This window comes from Dyella sp. (assembly GCF_036568765.1).
Lineage (GTDB): Bacteria > Pseudomonadota > Gammaproteobacteria > Xanthomonadales > Rhodanobacteraceae > GSA-30.
In genome coordinates, this window is record NZ_DATCRY010000019.1 from 68,727 (window position 1) to 82,722 (window position 13,996).

Consider the following 13,996-nt stretch of genomic DNA (forward strand, 5'->3'; position numbering starts at 1 on the left):
AGGTGACTGTCAGCGTGTTTTGCTCGTTGTTGCCCCGTGTCTAATGGCACATGTGTTCAATAAATGGCATTTCCATGCATCGTATTCGGAATTTGCAATGCTTGCAAAAAGCGCAACACTCCGGAATTTAACGAAGCGCTATTAAGTTCTGTCGAAGCGATTTGTCTTGTTGTCTGGTTGTGCCTCGGTATTTACGCGTTTAAGAGACAAAATGACGGGACGCATGAGACGCATCAGATATCGCCGGCCTATGCGATCTACCTAAACTCCTCTGTACAGGATTGAAGCTGAGAACAGGGGCAACTCGTTTGGTGCGCGACTAGCTGCGGCCACGCCGTTGTGCGTGAGTGCTCGCAGGCTACCGATGCGCCGCCTCTTGAGATCGGGAGACACAGGGTGCGGTGTTTCGTTGGATCGGTAGTCGCAATTTCTTGCAGTTTAATTCGGCAATCGGCGGTGACGCTGTGGTACGCCGATATGTTGACTGCCATTCGGCTGCACCCGCATCGGGTGACCATGCCAGCGTCGCCGCATTCTGCGCGAAGTCCTGAGCTATCGCCACGGCCTGTCTTTTCTTTATGCGCGCGTCATGCAGCGCGAACGCGTGGTGCTTCCGGTCCGCGCCCAGCGGCATCCGTCCGTATTCGTTTGATATCTACAGGGGAAAGTGATGAATCGAGTATTCCGCATCGTTTGGTCCACGGCACTCAATACTTGGGTAGTGGCGTCGGAGCTGACGGGCAGGCACGGTAAAGGGCGTGGGCGCGTCAGTGCGGGCGGCATGGATGAGCGTGCCACGTCGCGCAGTGCACCGTGGACCTTGCGCCTGGGCGTCTTGGCCGCTCTTGCGGCGTTGTATGCGCCAACGGCATTTGCGACCGATCGCTATTGGGACGTCAACGGTGGCGCGGCAGGCAGCGGCGGCACCGGTACATGGGATACGCTTTCGGCGTACTGGAACGCTGCCAACGACGGCGTTGCCGGGCCCTTCACGGCATGGAACAACGCGGCTCTCGACAACGCCATTTTCGCCGGCACGCCCGGCACGGTGACGCTGTCCGGGGCGATCGCCGCGAACATGCTCACCTTCAACGTGGCAGGTTATACCTTGACCGGCGGCACGCTCACGCTGGCTGGTACTACGCCTGCCATTGTGGGCTCGGCCACTATCAACTCGGTCATTGCCGGCAATGCGGGGTTCACCAAGAATGCGGTTGGCCAGCTGACCTTAAATGGGGTCAATACCTTCAGCGGCGGTATCGCCGTCAATGCCGGTACGTTAATTATCAACGGCGATGCCGCCCTCGGCGCCGCAAGCAACGGCGTCACACTGGCGAGCGGCGCCGGGTTCACCTACGTCCTCCCGACAGGCGGCAGCATGCTTCCCGCGAGCCGCGTTGTGACGCTGAGCGCCGGCACAGCGAACATCGGCGGCAATGGCGTTGGGTCGGCCCGGTTCACGGGCACCGGTGGCATGAATCTCAGCAGCGGCGTCACTCTGACCAACAACGCCAACGATTACACCGGCGCCACGGCGTTCAATTCCGGCGGTAGTTACGGTTTCTCCTCCATCGGCAACTTGGGCGAGGTCAGCTCGCTCGGCGCGCCGACCACCGAGACGAACGGTACAGTCACTGTGGCATCCGGCGGCGGCCTGAACGGTAACCTGTACTACGGCGGAGACGGTGACAATTCCAACCGCGACTGGCGGTTCCTCAATGGAAGCACGGCACTGGTTAACCAAGGCACCGTGGGGAACATCCTGGACCTCAGCGGCAGTATCGCCGTGGCCGGCGGAACTGGCGGACAAACCTTCAGCGCCGTCAACGGCGATCTGATCCTGGAGGGCGTCATCAGCGATACCGGCACACGTACGTTTTTCTATACCGGCACGGCGGGGCGGAACATCACCGTGCTGGGCGCCAATACCTACGGTGGCCCGGTCGGAATCACCAACATCAACCTGTATGCGTCCTCACTGGCCGATGGTGGCACCGCCAGCTCCCTTGGCGTCGGCTCGGTCGGCAATGTCAGCCTGACGAACGGCAAGCTTTACTATACAGGCGCCGGCGCGGCATCGACGAACCGCACGTACATATTTGACGGCGCCAGCACCATTGCCAATAACAGTAATGCCGGCGGCCTTTCGTTCACCGGCTTCGGCGGCTTCAACGCGGGCGGCACGGATTCGATCACGCTGGCCGGCACCTACGCTGGCACCAATACGTATTCCGGGACCATCAATGGCACCGGCAGCGTGATCATCAACACCACGGGCAACTGGGTACTGAGTGGCAACAATACCTTTGCTGGCACCACGACGTTAACAGCGGGTACGCTCACCATCGGCAACGTCAATGCCTTCGGTACTTCCAAGGGTGTAATTGTCAACAGCGGCCAGTTGGATCTCGGCGGCCTTGCCATCGCCGTGCCGTCCTTGGCGGGCTCGGGCGGTATCGTGGACTTGGGTAGCGGCTCGCTGACGCTCAATGCCGCCTCGGGCAGCGCCTCGTATGCCGGCAGCATCGGCGGCACCGGTGGCGTGACCAAGTTGGGTGCGGGTACGCAGACGCTTACCGGCACCAATACGTATACCGGTGCTACTACCATCGGCGGCGGTACGCTGGCCCTGGACTATTCCGTCGCCGGAGCGCCTGCCAGCAATATCGTCAGCAGCAGTTCGACGCTCAACCTGGATGGCGGCACGCTTTCCATCAAGGGCGCGGCAGCGGCCAACACGCAAGCCTTCAACGGTCTCAATATCACCGGCGGTAATAATCGCATCAGCGCTACGGCCGGTTCGGGCGGTTCGCTGGCGGTTTCGCTGGGTGCGATCAATCGCAGCGGCGGCCTGGTCGATTTTGCTTTCAATACGGGCACGACCATGACCACGACGAACGCAGATGGCGCGCTCGGTGGCTGGGCTACCGTCAATCAGTCGGACTATGCGCAAGTCTCCGGCGGCATCATCACGGCCTTCACCAATTACGCGGACAAGGACGATGCGAGTACCTGGCAGAGCGGCGACATCGTCAGCGACGAGGGCGGCAATGCCAATACGCCGTACTTCGGAACGGTCAATGGCAATGTCGCCCTGGGCGGCATGAAGGTCGCGGCGGCGGCTACATCGATCGTGAGCGTCGGCACCGGCAACACGCTGAGTGTCGATGGCAGCATCATCGTGGCGCCGACGGCAGCCGGTGCTACGGAAACCATCCAGGGCGGTTCGCTGACGGGTGGCGCCGGCGGGAGCCCACTGGGCGTACTCCAGAACAGTTCTGGCAACTTCAACATCAGCTCGACCATCGTCGACAACGGCGGTGCTACTAGTTTTGCCGTCAACGGCCTGGGCACGGGTGCGGTGACACTCTTCGGCGCCAACACCTACACCGGCTCGACGACCGTAAGCGGTACTACGCTGGGTTTCAACAGCGTTGCCAACGGCGGCGCGGCGAGCGCTATCGGTGCTTCGTCCAGCGATCCATCCAACCTCGTGCTGGAGAACGGTACGCTGCACTACACCGGCGCGACCAATAGCACGGATCGTGGGTTTACACTGGTCGACGGAGGTCCTTCGCGAACGATCCAGGTGGATGGCACGACCGACTTGACGTTCAGCGGAGTAGTCACCAGTCCCGATGATGCCGGCTTTACCAAGACGGGCGCGGGCACGCTGACGTTGTCCAACGCAGCCAATGATTTTGTCGGCACGGTAACGGTGAGTGCCGGTTTATTGGCAACCGGCACGCTGGCCAACGGCGGCCTGGCAAGCGGTATCGGTGCAGGCACCAATGCCCCGGCCAGCCTGGTGCTGCAGACCGGCGGCGGACTGGAGTACACGGGAGTCACGGCATCGACCGACCGCGGTTTCACGCTCGCCTCGGGTCTGGGCCATGTCAGCGTCGATCAAGCAGCCACCACACTGACCGATAGCGGTACCGTGGTCGGCACGGGCCTGCTGGTCAAGGACGGCGCCGGCACCTTGGTGTTGTCCGGTGCCAATACCTATGCAGCTGGCACCACGGTCACCGCAGGCACGTTGCGCGCCGGTTCCGCTACGGCCTTCGGTGCCAATGGCCCAATGACGGTCAACGCCGGCGCGACGCTGGACGTGGCCACCTTCCCGGTCAATATCGGGGCGCTGAACGGTGCGGGCAGTGTCACGCTCGGAGCGGGCAGCGGATTGACGATCAACGGTAATGGCGTATGGTCGGGTGCCATCAGTGGCGTGGGCGGTGTAACGATCGGTAGCGGGCGCACCCAGATCATGACTGGGTGCGGCAACAGCTATACCGGTCCTACCAAGATCCTGTCCAGCACGCTCTCCACCGATTGCCTCGCCAACGGCGGTCAGGCCAGCGGTATCGGCGCTTCCAGCAACGCGACCAGTAACCTTTTGCTGGGCGGTACGCTTATCTACACCGGTACCACCGTTTCCATCGACCGCGGTATTCAACTTATCGCCAATTCCGCCATCAATGTCAGCAACGCCGGCACCACGTTGAGTATCGGCGGGCCGATCGTGAACAACGGGCAGATTCAGAAGCAAGGCGCGGGAACGCTGGTGCTGAGCGGCGGCAGCAACAATGCGGTCGGCACCTACGTCCGCGGCGGCATCTTGCGTGCAGGTACTACCAATGCGTTCGGCACCGGCTATCTGGTGGCGGACAATCTCGCCGGACTGTCGATCGATCTCAACAGCTTCAACACTAATGCGAGCTATCTGGCCGGAGGCGGTACCGCAGGCGGCAATATCAATCTCGGCAGCGGCACGCTGACGGTCACCAATGGCAGCATAGAATCTACGGCGACCTACGCCGGTGCGATCGCGGGAACGGGTAGCTTCGTCATGGATGGTGGCAACGTCGAGTATCTCAGCGGCGGTGCCAGTACTTACACCGGCAGCACCACCATCAGCGACGGCACGCTTGAGGTGAACGTGCTCGCCAATGGTGGCGCGGCCAGCTCCATCGGATCGTCGAGCAATGCTGCCGGCAATCTCGTGCTCAGTGGCGGTACGCTGCAATACAAGGGCGCGGGCAATAGCACGGATCGCCTGTTCACACTGGGATCGTTGGCAAGCGCACTGGATGCCTCCGGCACGGGCGCGGTGCAATTCACCAATACCGGTGCGATTGCGTTCAGTGGCGCTGCCAACTCGGCACAGGCCGTTACGCTCACCGGCTCAAGCACCGCAAATAACAGCTTGGCCCTGCAGATCACCGACAATGGCACCGGCAAGACGTCAGTCGGCAAGACCGGCGCAGGCACCTGGATCCTGCGCAATGCGGCCAGCACTTATACCGGCACCACTATTATCGCCGGTGGTGTGCTTGGTGTAGACCATCTGAACAATGGCGGCCTGGCGAGCAGTATCGGTGCTTCGTCCAACGCGGCCGCCAACCTGGTGATCGGCAACGGTTCGACCTTGCGTTACACCGGCGCCGGCGACACCACCGATCGCCTGTTCACCTTGTCGGGAGGCAGCAGCGTAATCGAGTCGTCGGGTACGGGTGCGATCGTTTTCAGCAACACGGGTTCGGCGGCCTATTCCGGCAGTGGCAACCGCACGTTGAGCCTGGGCGGCACCAATACCGGCAATAACACGATGGGCGGCACTATCATCGACGGCCCAGGTGGGGTCACCACCCTGGCCAAGAACGATGCCGGCACCTGGTTGCTGACCGGCAACAACACCTATTCCGGCAATACCGTTGTCAACAATGGTCTGCTGCAGTTGGGCAATGGCGGCACCACCGGCACTATCTCCAGTCCGACGATCATCGTCGATACCGCCGGCACATTGGGCTTCGATCGTTCCGATACGTTGACGCTCGGCGGTACCATCTCCGGCGCCGGCGACGTAGTGCAGTCCGGTACCGGTACGACGGTACTGACCGCCGCCAATGTCTATACTGGCGGCACGACCATCAGCGCCGGAACGTTGCAGCTGGGCAATGGCGGTGCGAACGGCTCCATTATGGGCGATGTCGTCGACAACGGCACGTTTGCTGTCGATCGTTCGGACGTCTATACCTTCGGCAACCTGATTTCGGGCAACGGCGGTGTCACCCAGCGTGGCAGTGGTACGACGGTATTGACCGGGGCCAACAGTTACAAGGGCTCGTCGACAGTAGAGTCCGGCACACTGCTGATCGACGGCGATCAGTCGGCCGCAACGGGCGCCACCGTAGCGCAAATCGGCGGCACACTGGGTGGTAAGGGCATCATCGGTGGCGATGTCGCGATTGCCGATGGGGGCACATTGAGCCCAGGCGATGCTGGCGCGGCCGGCACGTTGACCATCAATGGCAGTTTGGCGTTGAGTGGCGGCTCGACGATGAACTATCAGTTCGGTCTGCCTAATGTCGTCGGCGGTACGCTTAACGATCTGACCGTAGTGCATGGCAATCTGACGCTGGACGGCACGCTCAATGTATCGGCGACGCCGGGTGGCAGCTTCGGCCCGGGCTTGTACCGCATCATCAGCTACGACGGTTCGCTCAACGATCAAGGCCTGACGCTGGGCAGCACGCCTGCGGGAAGCTTTCAGGTACAGACGTCTGTAGCGCACCAGGTCAACCTGCTCAACAGCAATGGCTTGTCGCTCAACTTCTGGGATGGCCCCAACGGCCACGGTAACAACACGGTCGATGGCGGCACCGGCGTTTGGCAGAACAGCGCCGGCAACGACAATTGGACAGATCAGACAGGGCAGTACAACGCGCCGTACTCCGACGGCCAATTCGGTATCTTCATGGGCACACCGGGCACGGTGACGGTCGACGACAGCCTCGGGGCGGTGATCAGTTCGGGCATGCAGTTTGCGGTGAGCGGTTACAACGTTACCGGTGACGCGATTACGCTCAATGGCGGGCCGTCGATTATTCGCGTGGGCGACGGTACGGCTGCGGGCGCGAACATGACCGCCATCATCAGCGCATCGTTGATCGGCACCGGCGGCCTGGAGAAGGACGACCTAGGCACGCTGGTGCTTGCGGGCACGAACACCTACACCGGCGGCACCGCAGTCAATGACGGTACCTTGCAAATCTCCAGCGATGCCAATCTCGGCGATGCAGCCGGCGGCCTGAATATCGATAGCGGCACGCTGCGCAATACGGCCGCAATCGGGTCTGCGCGCGCTGTGACGATCGGGCAAGGGGGCGCCACGTTCGAGACGCAGGCCGATCTCGCTCTGACCGGTACGATCGCAGGCGCAGGTGCGCTGACCAAGACCGGTACCGGGACACTGGCTCTCGACGGCAGCAATAGCTATCTGGGCGGCACGGCGATCGATGGCGGTATGGTTTCGGTTTCCAGCGACGCCAATCTCGGCGATGCGGCAGGCGCGCTGTCGCTCGACGGCGGTACCTTGCAGAATGTTGCGACGTTCGGTTCCGCGCGCAATGTCACGCTCGGTGCTGGCGGCGGTACGTTCGATACGCAGGGCGATCTGACGCTCTCCGGTATCCTCGGTGGCACGGGAGCGCTGACCAAGAATGGTGGCGGTGCGCTGATTCTTGTCGCCGACAACAGCTATACCGGAGGCACGACAATCGCCAACGGCATATTGCAGCTTGGCAATGGCGGTACCTCCGGCGCGGTGGCCGGCAACATCGTCAACAACGGCACATTGGTCTTCGATCGCAGCGATACTTCGACGTTGGCCGGCCTTATTTCCGGTGCCGGCTCATTGGAACAGCAAGGCTCGGGTACCACCGTACTCACCGCCGCCAATAGTTACACGGGGCCGACGACCGTGCGCGGCGGTAGCCTGATCGTCAATGGCGATCAGACGGCCGCAACGGGAACGACTGCGGTCGATAGCGGCGGTACGCTCGGCGGCAAGGGCACCGTCGGCGGCGACGTTTCCATCGCCGATGGCGGCGCGCTCAGTCCGGGCGATCTCGGTGCGGCACCGGGTACGTTGTCCGTCAAGGGCAGCCTCACGATGAGCGGCGCATCCAGTCTCGACGTCAACTTCGGTCAAGCCAATGTGGTCGGTGGGCCGCTCAACGACCTTGTGCAAGTGGCTGGCGACCTGACGATCGACGGCACAGTCAACGTCTCCGTGTCTTCGGGTGGAACGTTCGACCCGGGTATCTATCGCATCATCAGTTACGGCGGCAACTTGACTAACAATGGCCTGACCGCAGGCTCGGTGCCGTCGCCGGACTACCTTCTCCAAACCTCGATCGCTCAGCAGGTAAACCTGGTCAACACCCATGGCTTGAACGTCAATTTCTGGGACGGCAACGGTACACGCGGCGACGGCCAAGTGCAGGGTGGCGATGGCGTGTGGCAGAACACGTCGGGTAACGACAATTGGACGCTCACCGATGGCACCGTCAACGCGTCGTACGCGGACAGTACTTTTGCGATCTTCGCCGGTGCCGCCGGCACCGTAACCGTCGATGCGAGCCTTGGGGCCATCAACAGTTCGGGCATGCAATTCGCCACCGATGGCTACCGCGTCGAAGGCGATCCGATTGTGCTGGTCGTCGACGGCAATAACGCCCCGCCAGTCATCCGTGTAGGCGATGGCACCACGCTCGGCGCGAGCATGACGGCAACGATCGCATCGGAGCTGCAAGGTACCGCTGGCCTCGTCAAATCCGATCTCGGCACCCTGGTACTTGCGGGTGAGAACACCTATACCGGTAACACGACCATCACCGATGGCACGCTGCAATTGGGCGAGGGCGGTACGACCGGTTCGATTCTCGGCGATGTCGCCGACAATGGCACGCTTGCTTTCAATCGTTCCGACGACCATGCATTCGACGGCCAGATCTCCGGTACCGGCGGTGTGACCCAACTGGGTAGCGGCACCACCGAGTTGACCGGCACCAACACTTACACAGGCGCGACCGTCGTTCAGAGCGGCACGTTGTTGGTCAATGGCAACCAGACGGGAGCCACCGGTGCAACGACGGTTCAGAGCGGCGCCACGCTCGGCGGTGTCGGCACGATCGGTGGCGATGTCATCGTGGCCGATGGTGGCACGCTGAGCCCAGGGGCTGCGACGGGTGCCGCGGGTACGCTTATCATCGACGGCAGTCTTGCACTCAGCGCGAATTCGACGCTGGAATATCAGCTCGGTCAGGCCGGTACACCGGGCGGGGCAACCAACGATCTGACCGTGGTGCACGGCAACCTCACGTTGGACGGCGCGCTCAATGTATCGACAACAGCGGGCGGCACCTTCGGTGCAGGCGTGTATCGCCTTTTCGACTATGACGGTACGCTTACCGACAACGGTCTCACGCTCGGTACGCTGCCAAGCACCGGCGCCTTCGTGCAGACCTCGTTGGCCAATCAGGTCAACCTCGTCAGTACGCAAGGCCTGACGCTGAGTTTCTGGGACGGTCCAGGCCACGCGAACGACGGCGCCATCACGGGCGGCGACGGTACCTGGCGTCTCGCCGACAACGATTATTGGACCGAAGCTACCGGCACCATCAACGCGCCGTACTCCAATGGTTCGTTTGCTGTCTTTGGCGGCATGGGTGGCACGGTAACCATCGATAATTCGAACGGTCAGGTCACGGCATCGGGCATGCAGTTCGAGACCGACGGCTATCGCCTCACGGGCGGTGCGATCGAGCTGGCCGGCAGCGCCGCCACGATTCGCGTGGGCGACGGTACCGCTGCTGGCGCAGGCATGACGGCGACGATCGACTCCGCACTCACTGGCGGCGCCATGCTGGTGAAGGACGACCTGGGTACGCTCGTGCTCACCGGCTCCAATACGTACAGTGGTGGCACCGATGTGCATGCCGGTACGTTGCAGGTAGCAAACGACGGCAACCTCGGCTTGTCGTCGGGCAGCCTGTCGATCGACGACGCGACACTGCACACCACGGGCAATATCCTGACCAGCCGCACCGTCGGCCTGGGCGGTGCGGCCACCATCGATACCGATGGCGGCACTACGCTCACATTGAACAATGGCATCGGCGGTGCCGGCAGTCTCACGAAGGCCGGTGCGGGCACGCTGATCCTGGGCGGTGCGTCGACCTATAGCGGAGCTACGACAGTAGCCGAAGGCACCTTGAACGCGGCGGTGGACAATGCGTTCAATGTCTCGTCCGCGGTGACGGTGCAGCAGGCCGGCACGCTGGATCTCGGTGGTCATGTCCAGCACTTGGCGTCGCTGACCAACGCAGGTGCGATCAACTTCGGTATCGCACCCGGTACCACGTTGACTGTGCAAGGTGACTATGTGGGCCAGGGCGGTACGTTGAACTTCAACACCGCTCTGGGTGACGACACCTCCGCGACGGATCAGTTGGTCGTTGTTGGCAGTACGTCGGGTAACACGACCGTACACGTAAGCAACGTCGGCGGTGCGGGCGCGCAGACCACGCAAGGTATCAAGCTGATCGATGTACAAGGGGCTTCGAACGGTACGTTCGCGCTGCAGGGCGATTATGTGTTCCAGGGCGATCAGGCCGTGGTGGCAGGTGCGTATGCCTATCGCCTCTACAAAGGTACGGATGCGAATCCGGGCGACAGCGATTGGTATCTGCGTTCCGCCCTGATCGACGGCGGTCAAGGTAACGGTTCGGCCCCGCTGTACCAGCCAGGCGTGCCCATGTACGAGGCCTACGCCGGTATCCTGCAACAAATCAACGCGCCGGAGACACTATTCCAGCGCACGGGCAACCGTGTCTGGGCGGGCGATGCGATGCAGGATGGCATGGAACCTGGCGAAGGTTTGTGGATGCGTGTGGAAAGCGGCGACCAGACGCTCAAGCCGGAAGTCACCACCAGCAGCACGAACTACGATATCTCGGCATGGAAATCCGAAGCCGGCATCGATGCCACGGTAAGCAATGGCGAAAGCGGCAAGCTGGTAGCCGGCGGCACCTTGCAATACGGTCGCTACCAGTCGAACGCCAGCTCTGTTTACGGTCAGGGCCGCATCAAGACCAACGCCTATAGTGTGGGCGGTTCGTTGACCTGGTACGGCGAGAACGATTTCTATGTCGACGGCCAGGCACGTTGGACAAGCTTCGACTCCGATCTGCGTTCCACCACCCTCTCGCAGCTGCTCAAAGACGACAACAAGGGCAGCGGCTATCTGGCCGGCGTAGAAGTGGGTCAGCGTCTGCACCTGGGCGATCTGTGGTCCGTCGTGCCGCAAGCGCAGGTGAGCTATGGCAATGCCCAGTTCGACGGCTTTTCCGATGCGTTCGGTGCGCGCGTATCGCAGCAGCAGGGCAGCGCGACGACCGGGCGCCTTGGCGTGACGATCGACTATCGCCAGGCCACTCAGGGCACGTACGGCTCTGCGACGACGCACCTGTATGCCATTGCCAATTTGTATCGCACCTTCGGTGACGGTGCTCGTGTCGTCGTAGCGGGTACCGATTTCACCACGCGCAACGAGCGGCTATGGGGCGGCTTCGGCCTCGGCGGTTCGCGCGACTGGGCAGACGGTCGCTATTCGGTATATGGCGAACTGCAAGCGCAGACCGGATTGAAGAATTTCGGCGATAGCCATGCCCTGAATGGCACGATCGGGTTCCGCATGCGCTGGTAACGCTCGGTCTTCGAGACCTTGCACACGGCGGTTGTCTCTTGTGAGGCTGCCGTGTGCAAGGGCATCGAAACGAGAGCCACATTGCCGTAGACCCGCTCGATCCACCCGTTTATCACGCGCCAGCGCCCGCTGGTCACAGGGTGCTTGTCAGTGCCGTGCAAGTGGCCACAGTGGTCGCTCCTTACCGCATCGGACAAGAGTGCGCCGTGGCTACCTTCGATCCTCGTATGTCATTGTTCGGCGCCATGCTTGCCGGCGCGTTGCTGTCTTCGATAGCCGCCGGTCCACAAGCAAAGGATGTGGCAGCTCCGGAGCACCGTTTCGCGTTAACCGGCGAACCCAGGTCGCCTAAGCTCTTCGCCGCCGGCATTATTTCTGGGCCGGCGAGCGACGCCTCACCGGCGTTTACGCCCGATGGAAGTACGGTGTTCTTCACGCGATCCAATAGTTCCCATCATGTCATCCTGGTATCGCACAAGACTGGGACTACCTGGTCGAAGCCGGACGTCGCACCGTTTTCGGGGGTATGGCGCGATCTGGAACCTGCCATGGCTCCTGATGGGTCTTATCTGATTTTTTCGTCGAATCGTCCCGCAGGCGAAGGACGGATCGCGCTCGATGGTGCGTGGGGCGGAAAGGCCTATCCGGCTAGCGGCGGCAATCTCTGGCGTGTCAATCGACAGGGTGGCGGTTGGGGCAAGCCCGTCCGACTTCCGGATACGATTAATCGTACGGCCAATGTTTTTTCGCCAAGCATCGCTGCCAACGGCGATCTTTATTTCATGCAACCCGATACCGCAGGCAGTTTCCATATTTTTCGCGCGACTTATCGAGACGGAACGTACGAAGCGCCGGTAAAAGTCGCTCTGGGAGATGCCAATACCCAGGAGGTGGATCCCGCAGTGGCACCGGACGAATCGTTCATTGTCTATAGCTCGATGCATCCGCAATTGCACGACAAGCAGCGACTGCACATTGCGTTTCGACGGGGCGGCGGCTGGAGCGACCCCATCGATCTGGGCGATGTCGTGAACGAAAACGGCAGCAATATCGAAGCCCGCCTGGGTGCCGATCATCGCACGCTTTACTTCAGCACCAATACGGTGCCGCCTGCATTGCCTGCGCCGACACCGGAGCAAACCGCATACGCGCTGCAGGAGATGCAGTTATGGGCCAACGACAACGAAAATATCTGGTACGTGCCCCTTGAACCCTGGCTGGACTCGCACTCGGATAGAAAGTAACGATTGCCTCTCATGGAGCATGACAGAAGGTTCGGGCACCGCAGGAAATAAGGTATGGTGATGGTCGTATGACGTATGGAGCGGGCCGGCCTGTCAGTCCAGGCAGAGGCCCACGTCATGGCTGTCAGCGGATGGAAGAAGAGTGAGCCTTTTCGATACCCGTGCTCTCGGGCGTTAAGAGGACATTATGGTGCGGTCCCCTAAAAATTCTGCCCCTGCAAGCGGCTCTGGGGAGTCCCCGGTGCCGTCGCCGGGGGAGTCCGGCACATTGACTCCGCGAGAGGCTGAAGTGCTGAGATTCCTCACGATGGGCTATGTCGGGTTGCTCAAAAGCGATAGAAAAGTTCTGGCTTCGCTAGCGGCCAAAGGGTTGGCACAGAACATTCTGGGCGGATGGTTGACGACGGCCTCGGGGAAGGAGCGCGTGCAGGAGCTTGAGCTTGCCGCGGCGCAGACGAAGGAAAAGCCTTCCGGCAGTTAGCCCGGCGGCTATCTCGCTCAAGGGACTTGACTCTGGACCTTGATCGAGGGTCTAGACTTGAGCCATGAACACAGCTCATCCCCTGACCATCGGTGCTGTCGCCAAGCGCGTCGGTGTGAATATCGACACGATCCGCTACTACGAGCGTGAGGGTTTGCTGCCCGAGCCGGAGCGGCGAGCCTCCGGTTATCGCAGCTATGACGAGAGCGCGATCCGGCAGCTGCGGTTTATACGTCGTGCGAAAGATCTTGGCTTTACACTGGAGGAAATCCGCGATTTGCTTGCACTCTCGGCGGATCGCCATCGCGGTGTGAAGGCCGTCAAGCAGCGTGCGCAGCAGCGACTGGCGGCGATCGACGCACGCATTGCCGAGCTGACGCGAGTTCGCGACGGTCTTGAGCAACTGGTCGAGGCATGTCCCGGCCACGGTTCGCCCGATCGATGCCCGATCCTGCGTGCGCTGGTCGACGAGGACGGGCAATGAGCGCCGCGCATACGTGTAGCAATGGCGGGCATGCGGCGCCGCCTGCCAAGGCGGCCGATCCGGTCTGCGGCATGACGGTGGATGCCGCTACCGCCAAGCATGTGGCCGAGCATGCCGAACGCACTTATTACTTCTGCTGCGCGCGCTGCAAGGAGAAATTCCTGGCCGAGCCGGCCCGCTATCTACAGCCGGCGGCAGATGACTCCAAGCCGATGCCGGCGGGCACGCGCTACACG

The 13,996-nt window shown here is 61.8% G+C and carries 5 protein-coding genes; all 5 read left to right on the forward strand.

All coding sequences use genetic code 11. The features are described from left to right. Positions 1-670 precede the first annotated feature (670 nt). Positions 671-11,551, forward strand: a complete 10,881-nt coding sequence (locus tag VIM98_RS01515) for an autotransporter-associated beta strand repeat-containing protein (RefSeq protein ID WP_331991322.1) — start codon at positions 671-673, stop codon at positions 11,549-11,551. 227 nt (positions 11,552-11,778) lie between these two features. Next, on the forward strand, positions 11,779-12,795 hold the full coding sequence (locus VIM98_RS01520; protein ID WP_331991323.1) for a hypothetical protein: 1,017 nt from the start codon (positions 11,779-11,781) through the stop codon (positions 12,793-12,795). A gap of 289 nt (positions 12,796-13,084) precedes the next feature. Then, positions 13,085-13,276 carry a hypothetical protein gene (locus tag VIM98_RS01525; RefSeq protein WP_331991324.1) on the forward strand — a complete coding sequence of 64 codons (192 nt, stop codon included), beginning with the start codon at positions 13,085-13,087 and terminating at the stop codon, positions 13,274-13,276. Positions 13,277-13,340: 64 nt separating this feature from the next. Next, positions 13,341-13,760, forward strand: coding sequence for a heavy metal-responsive transcriptional regulator (locus tag VIM98_RS01530; protein WP_331991325.1), 420 nt, complete (start codon positions 13,341-13,343; stop codon positions 13,758-13,760). Next, a partial coding sequence (locus VIM98_RS01535; RefSeq protein WP_331991326.1) for a YHS domain-containing protein occupies positions 13,757-13,996 on the forward strand: 240 nt, incomplete at its 3' end. The genes VIM98_RS01530 and VIM98_RS01535, both read left to right, overlap by 4 nt.